16 protein-coding genes and 1 riboswitch are annotated in these 17,480 nt (G+C 69.4%); of the genes, 11 read left to right on the top strand and 5 right to left on the bottom strand.

Translation table 11 applies throughout. The features are described 5' to 3' along the window. Positions 1-5 precede the first annotated feature (5 nt). Positions 6-410: a hypothetical protein gene (locus ACFWV3_RS37285; protein ID WP_382418630.1), complete on the bottom strand. Its 405-nt coding sequence runs from the start codon at positions 408-410 to the stop codon at positions 6-8. Between the two features lie 71 nt (positions 411-481). On the opposite strand from ACFWV3_RS37285, the gene ACFWV3_RS37280 reads away from it, so the two are divergent. The 4 genes from ACFWV3_RS37280 to ACFWV3_RS37265 all read left to right on the top strand — a co-directional run bounded on the left by ACFWV3_RS37280 (position 482) and on the right by ACFWV3_RS37265 (position 4,039). Continuing rightward, a complete protein-coding gene (locus ACFWV3_RS37280) occupies positions 482-1,132 on the top strand; it encodes a TVP38/TMEM64 family protein (protein WP_382418629.1) in 651 nt (216 codons plus the stop codon). A gap of 355 nt (positions 1,133-1,487) precedes the next feature. Continuing rightward, complete coding sequence (locus tag ACFWV3_RS37275; protein ID WP_382418628.1) at positions 1,488-3,077, top strand: TROVE domain-containing protein; 1,590 nt, start codon at positions 1,488-1,490, stop codon at positions 3,075-3,077. 78 nt (positions 3,078-3,155) lie between these two features. Continuing rightward, positions 3,156-3,509 (top strand): winged helix-turn-helix transcriptional regulator, encoded by a 354-nt coding sequence (locus ACFWV3_RS37270; RefSeq protein ID WP_382418627.1) that lies wholly within the window; start codon positions 3,156-3,158, stop codon positions 3,507-3,509. Continuing rightward, entirely contained in the window at positions 3,509-4,039 is a 531-nt protein-coding gene (locus ACFWV3_RS37265) for a hypothetical protein (protein WP_382418626.1), read from the top strand. Before ACFWV3_RS37270 ends, ACFWV3_RS37265 begins: the two co-directional genes overlap by 1 nt. On the opposite strand, the gene ACFWV3_RS37260 is transcribed toward ACFWV3_RS37265, so the two are convergent. Both ACFWV3_RS37260 and gcvH read right to left on the bottom strand, forming a co-directional pair. Then, on the bottom strand, positions 4,026-5,390 hold the full coding sequence (locus ACFWV3_RS37260; RefSeq protein WP_382418625.1) for an L-serine ammonia-lyase: 1,365 nt from the start codon (positions 5,388-5,390) through the stop codon (positions 4,026-4,028). The two genes, ACFWV3_RS37265 and ACFWV3_RS37260, sit on opposite strands and share 14 nt — an antisense overlap. Position 5,391: 1 nt before the next feature. Further along, positions 5,392-5,775, bottom strand: coding sequence for a glycine cleavage system protein GcvH (gcvH, locus tag ACFWV3_RS37255; protein WP_382418624.1), 384 nt, complete (start codon positions 5,773-5,775; stop codon positions 5,392-5,394). Between the two features lie 65 nt (positions 5,776-5,840). Beyond that, positions 5,841-5,933, bottom strand: a riboswitch (glycine riboswitch). 225 nt (positions 5,934-6,158) lie between these two features. On the opposite strand from gcvH, the gene ald reads away from it, so the two are divergent. After that, positions 6,159-7,271: an alanine dehydrogenase gene (ald, locus tag ACFWV3_RS37250; RefSeq protein ID WP_382418623.1), complete on the top strand. Its 1,113-nt coding sequence runs from the start codon at positions 6,159-6,161 to the stop codon at positions 7,269-7,271. A gap of 55 nt (positions 7,272-7,326) precedes the next feature. Here the strand turns inward: ald and ACFWV3_RS37245 are convergent, their stop codons facing one another. Both ACFWV3_RS37245 and ACFWV3_RS37240 read right to left on the bottom strand, forming a co-directional pair. Further along, a complete protein-coding gene (locus ACFWV3_RS37245) occupies positions 7,327-8,007 on the bottom strand; it encodes a TetR/AcrR family transcriptional regulator (protein ID WP_382418622.1) in 681 nt (226 codons plus the stop codon). A 9-nt stretch (positions 8,008-8,016) separates the two neighbouring features. Continuing rightward, on the bottom strand, positions 8,017-9,465 hold the full coding sequence (locus ACFWV3_RS37240) for an MFS transporter (RefSeq protein WP_382418620.1): 1,449 nt from the start codon (positions 9,463-9,465) through the stop codon (positions 8,017-8,019). A gap of 346 nt (positions 9,466-9,811) precedes the next feature. Between ACFWV3_RS37240 and ACFWV3_RS37235 the strand changes: the two genes are divergently transcribed. From ACFWV3_RS37235 to ACFWV3_RS37210, 6 genes are all read left to right on the top strand, one after another. Next, a complete protein-coding gene (locus ACFWV3_RS37235; protein ID WP_045312139.1) occupies positions 9,812-9,994 on the top strand; it encodes a hypothetical protein in 183 nt (60 codons plus the stop codon). Further along, a complete protein-coding gene (locus ACFWV3_RS37230; RefSeq protein WP_382418618.1) occupies positions 9,994-10,431 on the top strand; it encodes a hypothetical protein in 438 nt (145 codons plus the stop codon). The genes ACFWV3_RS37235 and ACFWV3_RS37230 overlap by 1 nt, the downstream gene beginning before the upstream one ends. A gap of 22 nt (positions 10,432-10,453) precedes the next feature. After that, complete coding sequence (locus ACFWV3_RS37225; protein ID WP_382418616.1) at positions 10,454-11,413, top strand: ABC transporter ATP-binding protein; 960 nt, start codon at positions 10,454-10,456, stop codon at positions 11,411-11,413. After that, on the top strand, positions 11,413-12,285 hold the full coding sequence (locus tag ACFWV3_RS37220) for a hypothetical protein (protein ID WP_382418614.1): 873 nt from the start codon (positions 11,413-11,415) through the stop codon (positions 12,283-12,285). Before ACFWV3_RS37225 ends, ACFWV3_RS37220 begins: the two co-directional genes overlap by 1 nt. 26 nt (positions 12,286-12,311) lie before the next feature. Continuing rightward, positions 12,312-16,052, top strand: coding sequence for an ABC transporter ATP-binding protein (locus tag ACFWV3_RS37215; RefSeq protein WP_382418612.1), 3,741 nt, complete (start codon positions 12,312-12,314; stop codon positions 16,050-16,052). A gap of 459 nt (positions 16,053-16,511) precedes the next feature. Then, positions 16,512-17,327 carry a hypothetical protein gene (locus ACFWV3_RS37210; protein ID WP_382418610.1) on the top strand — a complete coding sequence of 272 codons (816 nt, stop codon included), beginning with the start codon at positions 16,512-16,514 and terminating at the stop codon, positions 17,325-17,327. Positions 17,328-17,480 lie beyond the last annotated feature (153 nt).

Here is a 17,480-nt window from a genome sequence, read left to right as displayed (position 1 = left end):
GGCGCCTAGAACTGCCTGCGGTACACCGACACGTCGTCGCGCCACACGCCGAAGTGGTCGGGTGCGGACTGGACGATCGTCATCTCGTTGAGGTTGCCGAGGATCCGCCACGCCCGCGCAACCGCTTGCGCCCCCGCGTAGGCGATCGTGCAGAACCGGCGCGGCTCGACGACCGTGCGCACCCGGTCGACCGCGCCGACGCTCATCGGCGTGTCCTGCCAGAGGTCCAATGTGTACCCGGTGCGGATGGGGTCGCCGGACCCCAGGACGCCCTCGATGCTCACGACCAGGCGATCTCCGTCGAGCCGCAGGTCGTAATGTCCGCTTCGGGGCGGGGTGCCGCCGGTGTACGCGGAACGCGCCGGATCGAGCACCCAGTGACCGAGGAACGGCACGAGGTCGTCACCCATGTGTGTCTCCTTCGCGGAACCTGCGCCACTGGCGGATTGTCCGGCGCATCGACGTGTACGACCATCACCCGATGAGTTATGAGACGGGCGTTCGGTGGAAGTGGATACCGGCCGTCGTGCTCGGCTTCGTGCTGCTGAGCTGGATCGTGTTCGAGGCACTCGACCTCATCGACTTCGAGGGAGTCGTGACGTGGGTGCGCGGCATCGACCCCGTGTGGGCGGCAGTGGTGATCTTCGCGCTGCTCGTCGTGGACGTGCTGCTACCCGTGCCGTCGACCCCGCTGATCGTGCTGGCGGGGACGGCACTCGGCCTGCCCCTCGGGCTGGCACTCGCGGTCGTCGGGTCCCTGGGTTCCTCTGCCGCAGGGTACGCCCTGGGCAGGTTCGCGGGCCCGGTCCTGGTGCGCAGGGTCGTCACCATGGAGGAGATGGCCGAGATGCGGCGGTGGGGCCGTCAGTTCGGACCGTGGTTCTACGGGGTGGCGCGCGGAATTCCGATGATGGCGGAGACGGTCTCGGTGTCCGCCGGGGTGTCGCGGGTGTCGTTCCGCACTTTCATGTTCTTCACCCTCGTCGGCACCATCCCGATCTGCGCCGCCTACGTGTTCGCGGGGTCGCAGGCCGACACCGTCGAACAGATCGTCATGATCAGCGCCGTCGGTTTCCTGCTCACCGTCGGGCTCTTCTACCTGCTGCGGCGGCTCGTGAAGGCGGCGCCGTAGAAAAATCGCTGGCGCGGCGTGGTTGTATGAATGTGCGCCCGGTGCGCAGCGGAGGGTTACTTCTGGTGAAATCTGGGTTCGATTCCTAAAACCGGCGAGGGTCGGTTTCGCTCACCTCGGTGAGCAGTCACCTTCCGCGACTTGATCTCGGGAGCGCACAACTCCACACGTGTCCGGTGCGAAGCAGAGGGTTACTTCCACTGTTAATGGGCGGGTTGCGGGTTCGAGTCCCGCCAGACGAGAAATCGGCTGTAGCTCAAACGGCAGAGCAGCAACGTACCTTCCGCGACCTTGATCTCGGACACGTGTGGGGTTGGTGGGCTCCCTTTTCTTTGCTTCGAGGGGGAATGAGCCGATGGCGAAGTTCAACATCTTCCGCGCACGTCCGGCGGGCACCAGCCCGGTCGCCACGGCAGCGAAGCCGTCCGGCCGCACCTATGAGGGCGCCGACGGTTACGCCCGTGACGCGAAGTCCGAGCTGTTCCTGCTCGCCGTGTCGAACATGGGCGGCGAGGACACCTTCTACGAGTCCGGGAACAGCCGCGACGCCCGTTTCGCGCAGCTCGTCCACACCACCGCGCTCGCGGATCCGGAGTGGACGGCGCGCCTGCTGAAGTGGCTGCGCGACGGGGCGAACATGCGCACGGCGTCTCTCGTCGGCGCGGCCGAGTTCGTCCTGGCCCGGCTCGTGGAGTCCTCGGACGCGGGCGTCACCAACCGCGCGGTCATCGACTCGGTGCTGCAGCGGGCGGACGAGCCCGGCGAGCTCCTCGCGTACTGGACCGGCCAGAACGGCCGGCGGGTGCCGAAGCCGGTCAAGCGCGGCATCGCCGACGCCGTCCGGCGCTTGTACGACGAGCGCGCGGTCCTCAAGTGGGACAGCGACGCCCGCGGCTTCCGGATGGCCGACGTCCTGAACCTCGCCCACCCCTCGCCCGCCGCCTCGTGGCAGGGCGCGCTGTTCCAGCACCTGCTGGACCGGCGCCGCTCGGCCGACGCGGCGGTCCCGTCCGAGCTGCGGGTCATCGCGGCCCGTCGTGAGCTGATGGCGTGGCCGCTCGCCGAGCGACGCGCGCTCTTCACGCGCCCGGACGCGGCCGACGTGCTGCGCCGGGCCGGGATGACGTGGGAGTCGGTGGCCGGGTGGCTGCAGGGTCCGCTCACCCGTGAGGTGTGGGAGGCGCTGGCACCGTCCATGGGCTACATGGCTCAGTTGAGGAACCTCAGGAACTTCGACGAGGCCGGCATGTCCGACGAGGTCGCGGCAGCCGTCGCGGCCCGGCTGGCCGACCCCGGCCAGGTCGCCCGCTCGCGGCAGTTCCCGTTCCGCTTCCTGTCCGCCTACGAGGCGGCGCCGAGCCTGCGCTGGGGCCACGCCCTGGACCAGGCGCTCCAGGCGTCGCTGAGCACCCTGCCCGCACTGCCGGGCCGGTCGCTGGTCCTCATCGACTCCTCGGGGTCGATGACGAGCGTGACGCTCTCGGCGCGGTCGAAGGTCACCCCGGCCAAGGCCGCGGCGGTCTTCGGCGTGGCGCTGGGCGCGAAGGGCGAGCAGGTCGACGTGCACGGCTTCGCGACGGGCGTGTTCCGGCACGAGGTCCCGCGCGGGGCGTCGGTCGTCCGCGAGGTCGACCGGTTCCTGAAGCGGATCGGCGAGGTCGGGCACGGCACCGACATCGTCGGGTCGCTGCGGCGGACCTACCGGGGCCAGGACCGCGTCTTCATCATCTCGGACATGCAGACGATGGGTGGCGGGCTCGGGCGGACCGTCAGCAACACCGTGCCGGCGCACGTGCCGATCTACGGCTTCAACCTGGGCGGGTACGAGAAGGGCGCGTACGCGACCGGGAGGGGCAACCGCCACGAGTTCGGCGGCCTGACCGACGCGACCTTCAGGGCGATCCCCCTGCTCGAAGCGGGCCGGAACGCCGACTGGCCGTTCTGACGGCATGAGGGCTCTCCTGACGGGGAGAGCCCTCACACTTACTATCAGTTAGCGTTTTGACCAGCTATGATGCTGTTCATGGACTACAACGTGTTCGCGAAGGCGTGCCCGTCACGTCCCTTGCTGGAGCACGTCACCGGCAGGTGGGGCGGATTGACGCTGGGCGTGCTCGTCGACGGCCCGCTGCGCTTCAACGAGCTGCGCCGCCGCGTCGACGGGGTCAGCGAGAAGATGCTCTCCCAGACGTTGCAGGCGCTGGAACGCGACGGGCTGGTGCACCGCGTGGCGCAGCCCACGAACCCGCCGCGCGTCGACTACAGCCTCACGCCGCTCGGGCACGACACGGCCGAGCGGCTGCTCGCGCTGATCCGGCTCCTGCAGGCGCGGATGCCCGAGGTGATCGAGGCCCAGCAGGCCTACGACGCCCGCTGATGAAGGGCTGCGGACTCTGCTGGACCGAGGCTGAGCTGGAGCTGCTCGACGGCGACCCGGCGCTGGTGCCGGACGCGGTCGTGTGGCAGTTCGCCTGGGAGGTCGAGGACCACTTCGCACCCGAGGAGTACGCGCCCGCGTGGCGCCGGATCGGGCACCGCGTGGTCGGGTTGCTGGACGGCGACCCCGACTCCCGGCTCACCATGGGACTGTCCTGGGCGGGCTTCGCCGAGTGGCCGGAAGCCGAACGCGCGGCGCTGCGCGCGCAGGTCACCGACGTCGTCCTGCGCGCGGCCGCGGACGAGGAGCGGTGGCGGGACCTGAGCGAGCTGGTCCAGGCGGCCGCGCAGCTCGACCAGAGCCTGACGCCGTGGCTGCGCCTGGTCGAGACGCTCCCCGGCGAGGTCGTCGAGCACCTCGCCGAGGAGTGGTCGGACGTCCACAGCGCGAACAGCACGTTCGGCACGTGGCTGCGGTGGACCGGTCCCACGCCTCACGAAGAGGTCGAGGAGTGGCTCAGCACTCGATGACGTTCACGGCGAGTCCGCCGCGGGCCGTCTCCTTGTACTTGACCGACATGTCCTTGCCCGTGTCCCGCATGGTCTTGATGACCTTGTCGAGCGACACGAAGTGCGACCCGTCCCCGCGCAACGCCATGCGCACCGCGGTGATCGCCTTGATCGACGCGACGGCGTTGCGTTCGATGCACGGGATCTGCACCAGCCCGCCGATCGGGTCGCAGGTCAGGCCGAGGTTGTGCTCCATGGCGATCTCGGCCGCGTTCTCGACCTGTTCGGGCGTGCCGCCGAGCACCTCGGCGAGGCCGCCGGCCGCCATCGAGCAGGCGGAACCGACCTCGCCCTGGCACCCGACCTCGGCACCGGAGATCGACGCGTTCTCCTTGAACAGCACGCCGATCGCACCCGCGGTCAGCAGGAACCGGACCACGCCGTCGTCGTCGGCCCCCGGCACGAACTTCGTGTAGTAGTGCAGGACCGCCGGGACGATGCCGGCCGCGCCGTTGGTCGGTGCGGTGACGACCCGGCCGCCCGCCGCGTTCTCCTCGTTGACGGCCAGCGCGAAGAGGGTCACCCAGTCCATGACCCGCAGCGGGTCGGTGACGAAGTGCTCGCCCTCCAGGCGCTTGCGCATCTCGGCGGCGCGGCGGCGGACCTTCAGGCCGCCGGGCAGCACGCCGTGCTCGGTGCAGCCGCGTTCGACGCACTCCTGCATGACGTGCCAGATGTGCAGCAGCCCCGACCGCACCTCGTCCTCGGTGCGCCACGACAGCTCGTTGGCCATCATGATCTCGCTGATCGACAGCCCGGTCTCGCGGCAGCGCGCGAGCAGCTCGTCGCCGGTGAGGAACGGGTGCGGCAACGGCGTGGTGTCCGGCTTGATCCGGTCGGTGCCCGAGGCGTTCTCGTCGACGACGAACCCGCCGCCGATCGAGTAGTAGACGGCGTGCTCGACCGAAGTGCCCCCGCTGAACGCCTCGAAGCTCATCCCGTTGGGGTGCAGAGGAAGCGACTTGCGGCGGTGCATGATGAGGTCGTGGTCGTGCCGGAACGCGATCTCGTGCGTGCCGCCGAGCCGCAGCCGTCCACTCGCGACGATCTCGTCGACGCGCCCGGCCGCGACCGCGGGGTCGACCTCCTCGGGGAGGTTGCCCTCCAGGCCGAGGAAGACGGCCTTGGGGCTCCCGTGGCCGTGCCCGGTGGCGCCGAGCGAACCGAAGAGCTCGACGTGCACCCGGTCCACTCCGGACAGGCGCTCGCCGAGCTTCTCGACGAACATCGCCGCCGCGCGCATCGGACCGACCGTGTGCGAGCTGGACGGTCCGATGCCGACGGAGAACAGGTCGAAGACGCTGATGGCCATGTCAGTCGGACTTGGTGAGCTCGGCGTACTTCGCCGCCGTGAGCAGGTTCTCGGCCGACTCGACGCGAACCTTGAACAGCCAGCCGGCGCCGTAGGGGTCGCTGTTGACGATCGCCGGGTCGTCGACGACGGCGCCGTTGACCTCGATCACCTCGCCGGTGACGGGCGAGAACAGGTCGCTGACGGACTTGGTGGACTCGAGCTCGCCGCAGACCTCGTTGGTGATCACCTTCGCGCCGACCTCCGGCAGCTGCACGAAGACGATGTCGCCGAGCGCGTCCGCGGCGTACTCGGTGATTCCGCAGGTCAGCGGGTCCTGGGTGCCCGGCGTCCAGTCGACCCACTCGTGCTCGGTGGTGTAGAGCAGGTTCTCGGGGAACTGCACGGCGACTCCTCTGGCTGGTGACGGGTCAAGGACACACTTGCGCCCCCTCCGCCGTGCAGAGTTGCCTACCCCGAGCGGTCTTGCTGCCTGAGAGTGTGCGGGAGCTTGCCCCTTCGGCGCCCCGACTCCGACGTCGAGGTCTCTCCCACTCGGGTTCCGGCGCTGACGCGCCACGGCCGGTCTTCAGTTCTCGGGGCCGAACGCTATGTGCGGGCCCCGCCGGGTGTCAACGCGAACCGGTCGAGTCACACGCGAGAGCGGCCCGAGTCGCCCTGTCCTAGATGAACAACCACACGGGTGCGTGATAGTGCGATCAGCACAGTGACATGACCTTCCCACTGCCCCACATTGTGAGATGTCGGCCACCGAACGGAGGAGTCATCGTGCGGATCGCAGTTCCCCGCGAGATCAAGAACCACGAGTACCGCGTCGCTCTCACCCCTGCCGGTGCGCACGAGCTGACGAGCCGCGGGCACGACGTGTTCGTCGAGCAGGGCGCCGGTCTGGGCTCCGCGATCACAGACGAGGAGTACCTCGCCGCGGGCGCCAAGGTGCTCGCGACCGCCGACGACGTGTGGGCGGAGGGCGACCTGGTCCTCAAGGTCAAGGAGCCGATCGCCGAGGAGTACCCCCGTCTCCGCGCCGGCCAGACCCTCTTCACCTACCTCCACCTCGCCGCCGACAAGCCGCTGACCGAGGCGCTGCTCGCGTCCGGCACCACCGCCATCGCCTACGAGACCGTGCAGCTGCCGAACCGCGCGCTGCCGCTGCTCGCCCCGATGTCCGAGGTCGCGGGCCGCCTGGCCCCGCAGGTCGGCGCGTTCAGCCTGATGAAGCCCTCCGGCGGCCGCGGCGTGCTGCCCGGCGGCGTCCCCGGTGTCGCCCCGGCCCGCGTGGTCGTGATCGGCGGCGGCGTGGCGGGCGTCAACGCCGCCACCATCGCCGTCGGCATGGGCGCCGACGTGCAGATCCTCGACACCAACGTCGACCGCCTGCGCCAGATCGACGCCCAGTTCTCCGGCCGTCTGCGCACGCTCGCCTCGAACTCGTTCGCCATCGAGCAGGCCGTCCGCGAGGCCGACCTGGTCATCGGCGCCGTGCTGGTACCGGGCGCCGCGGCCCCGAAGCTGGTCTCGAACGCCCTGGTGGCCGAGATGAAGCCGGGTTCGGTGCTCGTCGACATCGCGATCGACCAGGGCGGCTGCTTCGAGGACTCCCGCGCCACCACGCACGCCGAGCCGACCTACGAGGTCCACAACTCGGTGTTCTACTGCGTGGCCAACATGCCGGGCGCCGTCCCGCGCACCTCCACCTACGCGCTGACCAACGTGACGCTGCCGTACGCCGTCGCGCTGGCCGACAAGGGCTGGGAGAAGGCGCTCAAGGACGACCGTTCGCTCGCCTTGGGCCTCAACGTCCACGCCGGCCTGCTGACCAACGGCCCGGTGGCTGACGCGACCGGCCTGCTGCACACGCCGCTGGAGTCCGTCGTCTGAAGACCAACCGAATGAATGAGGCCCCCGCACGCGTGAATCGCTGCGGGGGTTTCGCCTATCTGAGTGCTTTGACGCGCGCCTTGATGCCGTCGATCACGCAGTCCAGCCCGAACTCGAACTGGCGGTCCAGCGACCAGATCTCCCTCTCGTCCAGCATCGCGACGTACCGGGGGTGCTTCTCGCGGTAGAGGTCGGCGATCTTGCCCAGGTCAGGGGGCGGCGAGTCCATCCCGCCGCGTCCGACGAAGTTGACCTCCGCGATCGCGTACCCGTTGACGTAGCTGCCCACAGCGGAGATCGACTGCGCGGCGGCCACGGTGCTCAGGCCCGCGCGCAGCATCGGCCCGAACATGGCGTCCGCGTAGGCCACCGCGTTCGGGCCGATGGTGTTGAACTGCCCGATCCCGCGGATCCACCACGGGTGCTCGAGCGCGAGCCGGCGCAGCTCGTGCATCATCGCGCGCACCGCGGTCTCCCAGTCGGTTTCGGGATCGGGCAGGGTGAACTCGCCGTAGATCTCGTCGAGGCAGAGCTCGATCAACGCGTCCTTCGTCGGCACGTGCCAGTACAGCGACATGGGTGCGGCGCCGAGCGCGGCCGCGAGCTTCCGCATGGACAGCTTCTGCAGGCCGTCGGCGTCCAGCATCTCCATCGCCTTGCGGACGATGGCCTCACGGCTCAGGCCGAGGGGCTGGCCGCTGCCGGGCCGGGGCTTGCTGAACCACACGCTCTCCACATCGCGATCCTAGGCACGCCTCAGCAGAACACCGGCGACCACACCTCCCAGGAACACGGCGACAGCGCCGATGACCAAGCTGACGCTCATCCCGTTGGAGAACGCCTCGCGCACGACGGCGATGTCGGCGCCGCTGTGCAGTGCCTCGCTCAACGACCGGCCGGGAACGCCCTCGGGCAACGAGGCCGCGAACCGCGCCGACAGCAGCGCCCCGAGCACGGCGATGCCGAAGGACGACCCGAGCTCCGTCAGCGTTCCCGACAGCCCGGACGCGATGCCGGCGCGTTCCGGCGGGATCGACCCCATCAGCGCGTTGACGGCAACCGGTTGCGACACACCGACTCCGACGCCGATGAGGACCAGCCCGGCCAGCGTCGGCGGGTAGGTCGTGCCGATCGACAGCAACGCCACGCCGCTCGCGACGACCGTCATGCCCAGCACCATCGCCCGGCCGGCTCCCAGCCTGATCACCAGCTGCCCCAACGTGTTGCTGGTGACGAGCAACGCGATCGCCATCGGCGCCACGCGCACACCGGCCTCCAGCGGGCTGTAGCCGAGCACGCCCTGGAGGTGTTGCGTCAGCAGGAAGAGCGAGCCCGCCATGCCGAACGCCGCCAGCACCCCCGAGGCCACCGCACCGGTGAACCGGCGGTCGGCGAAGAACCCGAGGTCGAGCATCGGCTCCGGAGTGTGCCGTTCCCAGAACGCGAAGCCGGCCATGGTCACCAGGCCGACCGCGACGGGCACGCCGAACTCCGGTGAGCCGAACCCGTGCTCCGGCACCGAGATCACCGCGTACACGAGCGACACCATGCCGATGATCGACAGGACCGACCCGAGCACGTCCGGCCTGCGCACGGTCGGGTCCTTCGACTCGGGCACCAGGAACGCGACGGCCGAGATCGCGAGGACCGCCACCGGCACGTTGACCAGGAACACCGAGCCCCACCAGAAGTGCTTGATCAGCGCACCGCCGATCACCGGCCCGGCAGCGAACCCGAGGCTGGTGACCGCCGCCCAGATGCCGATGGCCTTGGGCCTCTCCTTGTCGTCGAACAACTGCATCAACACGGCCAGCGTGCCCGGCATCAGCACCGCGGCACCGACGCCCATGAAGCCGCGGGCCGCGATCAACGCCTCGGACGACCCCGCGTAGGCCGCCACGGCACTGCCCGCCCCGAACAGCAGCAACCCGGCCAGCAGCGCCTTCTTACGGCCGAACCGGTCGCTCAGCGACCCGGTCGTGAGCAGCAGGCCCGCCAGCGCGAGCGAGTAGGCGTTGATCATCCACTGGATGTCCGCGGTGCTGGCATCGAGACCGGTGGAGATCGACGGGATCGCCACGTTCAGAACGGTGTTGTCCAGCACCACGACCATGACGGACAGGCAGAGCACGCCCAGCACGGCCCAGCGCTGCGGGTGCGGGCGCACCCCGACCTTCTCGGTCGTCGAAGTCATCTCGTCCCCCTTACGGTGTACGAGCAACTTACAGCGTACGAGACCGCAGGGCGCAAGAGATTTTTCGACAGGAGGTGCCAGGAAATAGATCGGAGAAAAATAAAGGGCGGCCGCGCTCAACCAGCCTGGGGGTCACTGGGAGCGGGGCCGCCGACACCAAATATAGCGGGCCTGAGCGCGGCGCGCCCAGCACCCCCGCACAAACGCGACCGAAAAGTTTCCCCGACTGGACCACTGCCCGTGTCGGGCTCGTCCAGCAAACGAGTGAATTCCCGGTCGCGCGGTGCGGCGAGCAGGGACGACGGCCGATGAAGACGGAGTCGGGCATCCCTCGATAGGAGATTCCATGGCTGAACCACAGGGCTGGATCCACTGCCACGACCCGTTCGGTCGAGACAGATCGATGACCGTTCTGGTGGAGAACGACCGGGTCCTGCTGGTCACACCTCCCGGCGAGACGGCTGTGATGTCCGCCACCCAGACGCGCCGGCTGGGCTCTTTGCTCGATCAGGCCACGGCGAAGATGTGATGGACGAGACCCTGCGCGACGCGGTGCTGCAACGGCTGGCGCTGCTGGATGAGGTGGCCGAGCAGGGTGAGGCGGCGGCGCTGGTCCCGCTGGCCCGCGCGGAGATCCACCGGCTCGCGGACGGCTGGCGCCTGCTGCTCACGGTGCACCAGCCCGACGAGGACGGCCGGTGCCGGGCGTGTCCCGGCTGGCTGCGGCGCCGCCGGTGGCCGTGCCAGGTCTGGAACATGGCGCACCAGCACCTGATCGGCGAAGGGGTGCCGCACCGCGAGCGGCGTCGGCCGTTGCGCAACCCGTTCACTCGATCAGGCGTTATCGACCTTCCGCCGGAAACGCCGGCCGAGATGACCGCCGAACTGCCGGTCCTGTCCGGCGACCCGCTGGTCGTGCACCGCGCTCCCGTCGTGTCTCGGCCCAAGCACGCCTTGCCGGACTGACGAGTCAGGCAGGATGGGCCGCATGCATGACGGCAGCGGCCTCATCGCGGTCCAGAACCTGACCAAGCAGTTCGGTCCGGTCACAGCGGTGCAGAACCTGAGCTTCACCGTGTCACCCGGCAGCGTGACGGGCTTCCTGGGCCCGAACGGCGCGGGCAAGACGACGACCCTGCGGATGCTGCTGGGTCTCGTGAAGCCGACGGGCGGCACGGCGACGATCAACGGACGACCGTTCCACCAACTCGGCCAGCCCGGCCGCGTGGTGGGCGCGGTGCTGGAGGCGCAGGGGTTCCACCCCGCCCGCTCCGCCCGCAACCACCTGCGCGTGTACGCGTCGGCCATCGGCGTGCCGGACGCGCAGGCCGACCAGGTCCTCGGCCTGGTCGGCCTGGGCAGCGCCGCCGACCGCAAGGTGGGCGGGTTCTCGCTCGGCATGAAGCAGCGGCTCGCGCTCGCCACGGCGTTGCTGGGCGACCCGCAGGTGCTCGTGCTCGACGAGCCGGCCAACGGCCTCGACCCCGAGGGCATCGCCTGGCTGCGCACGTTCCTGCAGTCCTACGCGCGCATGGGCCGCACGGTGCTGATCTCCAGCCACCTGCTGGCGGAGGTCGAGCAGACCGTCGACCAGGTCGTGATCATCTCGCGCGGGCAGACCATGTTCTACGGGCCGTTGCAGCAGCTGAGGCAGTCGCAGCAGAAGCGCGTTCTCGTGCAGCCGTCGGACCTCAACGCGCTCGCGACCGCTCTGCGGGCCGAGGGCGTGCAGGCGATCGAGCAGCTGCCCGACGGCAGGCTCGCGGTGTCCGGTGTGGACTCCCGGCAGGTCGCGGACACCGCGCTGAAGGCGGGCGTCTCGATCTACGGCATCCAGGAGGAGCAGGTCGACCTCGAGCGGCTGTTCTTCCAGCTCACCAGCGGCCAGTACGCCGGGTACGCGCCGGCGCCGAATCCGTACCAGCAGCAGCAGGGTGGTTGGGCCTGATGGGCAACCTCGTACAGGCGGAGCTCCGCAAGACGACGACGACCGGTCTGTGGTGGGGTCTGCTGATCCCGACCGCGGTGCTGGCGCTCGGCTGGGGGCTCGCGACCGGTCTGCTGGGGCAGTTCTTCGTGGACTTCGCGTCGTCCAGTGACGTCGACGACGTGTCGGACTTCCTGGGGGTGACGCCCGACCAGTGGAAGGTGTCGCTGTTCGGGATGGCGCGGGCGATCAACATCTCCACGATCTTCCCGATGGTGTTCGGCGCGATGGCGATCTCCAGCGAGATCAGCAGGCGCACGATCACGACGACGTTCCTCACCTCGCCGTCGCGCATGCACGCGTTGCTGGCGAAGATGCTGGTCTACGTCTTCTGGGGCGCGATCTACGGCCTCGCGATCATGCTGTTCCTCGGCATCGGCGTGGTGTTCACGAGCTCGTCCGGGCAGCTGCCGGACGCGGGCGGCTGGGCGATGCTGACGCTGGTCTGCGTGCTGTCGTCGATCCTGATGACGATGTTCGGCGTCGGGGTCGGCGCGCTGGTCCCGAACGTGGCCGGGGCGATCGTGCTCCTGCTGCTGTACTTCCTGGTGATCGAGAACGTGCTGCACGGCGTGCTCGCGTACCTCGAGGTGCCGATGGTGATCGGGTTCCTGCCGAACGGGTCGATCAACGGGCTCACCGGGTCGGTCGCGGTGTCGCTGTTCCTGTCCGCGGCGGGGGTCGTGCCACCGGAGATCGAGGACGTGCTGCGGGCCATCGCGGGTGCCGCCGGTGCCCAGGACTGGTACCTGTCCGGGCTCGTGTTCCTCGGCTGGGCCGGGATCGTGTTCGCGGGCGGCTGGGCCGTCACGCAGTCCAAGGACATCACCTGACCTGCGGTTTCTGACGTCACACTTTTATGTCGGACCCCAGACGTACTGTGGGTCCCGTGACGAAGGGCTGGATCCGCCGACTGACCGCAGCGTGCTGGCAGCACCCCCGCCTGGTGGTGCTGTCGGTGGTCGCCGCGGTCGTCGGCGTGGGTCTCCAAGCGGCGGGGCCGTTGCTGCTCAAGACGGCGATCGACGACTCGACGGTGGGCCGCACGGACCGGTTGTGGCCGCTGATGGTGGCGTTGGTCGTGCTCGAGCTGCTCACGTTCGGGTCGGCGTTCTTACGCCGTTATCTGGGTGGGCGGCTCGCGCTGGGCGTGCAGCACGACCTGCGGCTCGGCGTGTTCTCGGCCGTGCAGCGGCTCGACGGCGCGAAGCAGGACGAGCTGCGGACCGGGCAGATCGTGTCGCGGTCGATCACCGACCTGCAGCTGGTGCAGTCGTTGCTGATGATGGCACCGCTGGCCGTCGGCACCGTCGTGTTCGCGCTCGCCGCGCTGGCCGCGATGATCTACCTGTCGGTGCCGTTGACGATCATCGCGGTGATCGTGCTGCCGCTGGTGGCATGGCTCGCCGGGCGCACCCGGCTCACGTTGTTCCCGGCCACCTGGTCGGCGCAGCAGCGGGCAGCCGACCTCGCGCAGCACGTCGAGGAGACCGTCACCGGCGTGCGCGTGGTGAAGGGCTTCGGCCAGGAGGCGCGCGAGGTGGCGCGGCTGGAGAAGCACGCCAAGTCGCTGTTCGCGGAACGGATGCGCGCGGCGCAGCTGTCGTCGAAGCCGCTCGCCACCGTGACGGCGCTGCCGCTGGTCGGCCAGGTCGCGGTGCTCGGGCTGGGCGGCTGGCTCGCGTTGCACGGCCAGGTCACGCTGGGCACGTTCCTGGCGTTCACGACGTACGTGGCGAACCTCATCGGGCCGACCAGGCTGCTGTCGGGCCTGATGGTGTCGGCGCAGTTGGCGCGGGCCGGCGTGGAGCGGGTGTACGAGCTGATCGACTCGCAGCCGGACGTGACGGACGGGCCCGGCGAGGTGCCGTCCGGGCCGCTGGGGGTCTCGTTCTCCGGCGTGACGTTCGGGTACGCCCGCAGCGAGCCGGTGCTGCGGGACTTCTCGATCTCCGTGGAGCCGGGCGAGACGCTGGCGCTGGTCGGCACCGCAGGATCCGGCAAGTCGACGGTGTCGTTGCTGCTGCCCCGGTTCTACGACGTGCACTCCGGTGCCGTGCGGGTCGGCGGCGCGGACGTGCGGACGTTGCGGCTGGAGTCGTTGCGCGGTGCGGTGGGCGTGGTGTTCGAGGAGGCGTTCCTGTTCTCCGACACCGTGTTCGCGAACATCGCCTACGGCAAGCCCGACGCGTCCCGCGAGGAGGTCGAGCGCGCGGCCAAGGCCGCCGAGGCCCACGACTTCATCGAGGCGCTGCAGGACGGCTACGACACGGTGGTCGGTGAACGCGGCCTGACGCTGTCGGGCGGCCAACGCCAACGCGTCGCCCTGGCCCGCGCCCTGCTGTCCGATCCGCGCATCCTGGTGCTCGACGACGCGACGTCCGCGGTCGACAACGCGACCGAGGCGGCGATCCACGCGACGCTCGCCTCGGTGACGGAGAACCGCACGACCCTGCTGGTCGCGCACCGCCGGTCGACCCTGTCGCTGGCGGACCGGATCGCGGTCCTGGACGAGGGCAGGGTGGTGGACGTCGGCACCCACGACGAGCTCGTCGCCCGGTGCTCCCTCTACCGCGACCTGCTGGCCGGCCCCGGCGAGGCGATCGAGTCCACGCGCCCCGCACGCACCGGCGAGCTGTGGCCGACGCTGTCCCAGGAAGACCTCGACCAGCGCCTGATCGACGAGGCCAAGACCTCCACGCCCGCCGGTGCCGGCCGTCGCGGCGGTGGCGGCGGCGGGGGTCCGGGCGGCAGCATGGCCGCGCTGGCCGGCGGCCCGCCCACCCCCGAGCTCCTGGCCCAGGTCCGCGCGCTCCCGCCCGCGACCGAGGCCCCGGTCCTGCACGGCGAGGACCCGAGAGCCCCCGACCCCGGCTTCCGCCTGGCCCGCCTGCTGCGCCCGGTCCGCTGGGCGCTGACCGGCGTGGCGGCCCTCGTGGTCCTCGACGCCCTGGTCGGCATGGGCCTGCCCGCTCTGGTCCGCCTGGGCGTCGACGGCGGCGTCACGACGGGCACCGAGTCATCGCTGTGGCTGGCGGTCGGCCTGGGCATCGGCCTGGTCGCGATCGGCTGGCTGACGACTGCGGGCAGCACCGTCTACGCCGCCCGCCTGGGCGAACGCCTGCTGTACCTGCTGCGCGTCCGCAGCTACGCCCACCTGCAGCGCCTCGGCCTCGACTACTACGAGCGCGAGATGGCCGGCCGCATCATGACGAGGATGACCACGGACGTGGACGCCCTCTCGACGTTCCTGCAGACCGGCCTGGTCACAGCCGTGATCAGCCTGATCACCGTCGTGGGCATCACCGCGGCCCTGGTCCTCACCGACGCCTCCCTGGCCCTGATCGCCCTGTCGGTGCTCCCGGTCCTGGCGGTCTCGACGGTGGTCTTCCAGCGCCTCTCCTCCACCGCCTACGCGGAGGCCCGCGAACGCGTCAGCGCGGTGAACGCCGACCTCCAGGAGAACGTCTCAGGCCTGCGAGTCTCCCAGGCCTACACGAGGGAACGCCGCTCAGCGGAGGCCTTCGCCGCCCGCAGCGACGCCTACCGCCGCTCCCGCCTGCGAGCCCAGCGCTACATCGCCACGTACTTCCCGTTCGTGGCCCTGCTCTCCGGCGTGGCCCAGGCCGTGGTCCTGGCAGTGGGCGCCCACCGAGTGGCCACCGGCACCCTGACCCCGGGCATCCTGCTGGCCTTCCTCCTCTACCTGGGCCTGTTCTTCAGCCCGATCCAGCAGCTCTCCGGCGTCTTCGACGGCTACCAGCAAGCCAGAGTGGGCCTGCGCCGCATAGGCGACCTGTTCCGCACGCCAACCACAGTCGAACCACCCCAGACCCCAGTCCCGGTCCCACCCCGCCTCCGAGGCGAGGTGAAGCTCGACAACGTCTCCTTCACCTACACAGGAGCCGAGCGCCCGGCCCTGACCAACGTGACCCTGCACGTCCCTCCAGGCGAAACAGTCGCCCTGGTAGGCGAAACAGGCGCAGGCAAGTCCACTTTGGTCAAACTCATAGCCCGCTTCTACGACGCCACCACCGGCACCGTGACAGTCGACGACGTCGACATCCGCACCTACGACCTCTCCGCCTACCGCCAACGCCTGGGCGTGGTCCCCCAAGAAGCCCACCTGTTCGGCGGCGACCTGGCCGACAACGTCGCCTACGGCCGCCCCACAGCCACAAAAGTAGAAATCCAACAAGCCGTAGAGGCAGTAGGCGCCCTCCCCATGGTCGCCACCCTCCAGAACGGCTTCCACCAACCAGTCGGCGAACGAGGCAACCACCTCTCAGCAGGCCAACGCCAACTGGTAGCCCTGGCCAGAGCCGAGCTGGTGAACCCCGACATCCTCCTGCTGGACGAAGCAACAGCAGCCCTCGACCCAGCCACCGAATCCGCAGTACTGGCAGCCAGCACCCATCTGGCAGGCGCCAGAACAACCTTCGTCGTAGCCCACCGCTTGGCCACAGCCGCCAGAGCCGACCGAATAGTCGTCCTGGCCAACGGCCAGATAACCGAACAGGGCACCCACGCCGACCTCTTAGCCGCCAACGGCACCTACGCCCGCCTATGGCGCCACGGCACAACAGAAGAGGCCGCCTGAGGCAGGCACACGCACGACACGGCAAGCCGAGGCCAAGCGATGCCGAAGGCGAGCAGGAGCAACCCCCGCACCGCCAACGGCGAAGCCGAGGCGCCCAAGCGATGCCGAAGGCGAGCCGTGCAGACCTTGCCCAGATGGGTAGCGGTGCGCCCACTCGTGGTTTGGCGATTGGGGCTTGACTTTGGGTGCGAGGTGCTACCCCTTTCGGGATCGGCCGGTTGCGAAGCATCCGGCCTTTTCCGGCCGACTGAGCGCCTCGCAAGGGCCCCGAAGTCAAGCCCCAATCGCAATCGTCGCGGAGCGGCGATGTACCCCGATGCTTCGTCCGAGGTGCACGCCCACGCTGGAACAGGCACCAGACCGCACTGGCGACCACGCTGGAACTCGCACGGCGACCACGCTGGGACGGCCACGGAACCAACCCAACGTAATCACCCTGGAACTCGCCAAAGGACCCCCATGCCCCGCCCCAAAATCCTCTACGTCTCCGACCTCTCCTACCCCGCAAAAGGCCGCCGCTACTGCGACGAGGACATCCACCTCACCGCCGCCCTGCAACAAACCTTCGACCTGGCCATCTGCCACCCCACCCAGGCAGCAGACCTGATGGAAGCGTTCGACACGGTCGTGGTCCGCAACAGCGGCCCGGTGATCGACTACCCGGAGGCCTACACCCACTTCCGCACAACGGCGAAAGCCACCGGCCATCCCGTCTACAACCCCCTGACCGGCAAGGCGGACATGGCCGGCAAGCAGTACCTCCTGGACCTCACCGAAGAGGGCTTCCCGGTGATCCCCACCGTCGACACCCCGGACCACCTGGACCGCCTCCCACCCACGACCGAGTACGTCGTGAAGCCCAAAGCCGGCGCCGACTCCCACGGCCTGAAGTTCGTGAAGCGCGAGGACCTCGGAGAAAAGCAAGAAGACGTTCTCATCCAACCCAAGATCGATTTCCGGTACGAGGTCTCGTTCTACTTCGTCGACCACGACTTCCAGTACGCCCTCAACGCCCCCGACCCGGCGCAGCGGTGGGAACTGGCGCAGTACACCCCGAGCGACGACGACCTGGAATTCGCGCAGAAGTTCATCGACTGGAACGACCTGGACCACGGCGTCCAGCGCGTCGACGCCTGCCGCACCCAGGAGGGCGAGCTCCTGCTCGTCGAGCTCGAGGACCTGAACCCGTACCTGTCGCTGGACCGCACGTCCGACGAGACCAGGGCGAGGTTCGTCGAGGCGATGACCGGCTCGATCCTGCGTTCACTGGGCTGAACAAGATCAATCCGCGACGCGGCAGGTGTGTACCTATCGTGAACTGATCACTGCGCTCGGTGCGTATGCCAGTCCAAGAGACCGAGAAAGCGAGGAACCGGGTGAGACGCACATCAAGAAATGCTCAACTGCGGGTGACGTCGGGCCCGTCCT

Origin of the sequence: Lentzea sp. NPDC059081 (assembly GCF_042738015.1) — a bacterium.
Taxonomy (GTDB): domain Bacteria; phylum Actinomycetota; class Actinomycetes; order Mycobacteriales; family Pseudonocardiaceae; genus Lentzea.
This window is presented reverse-complemented; position numbering and strand designations above follow the sequence as displayed.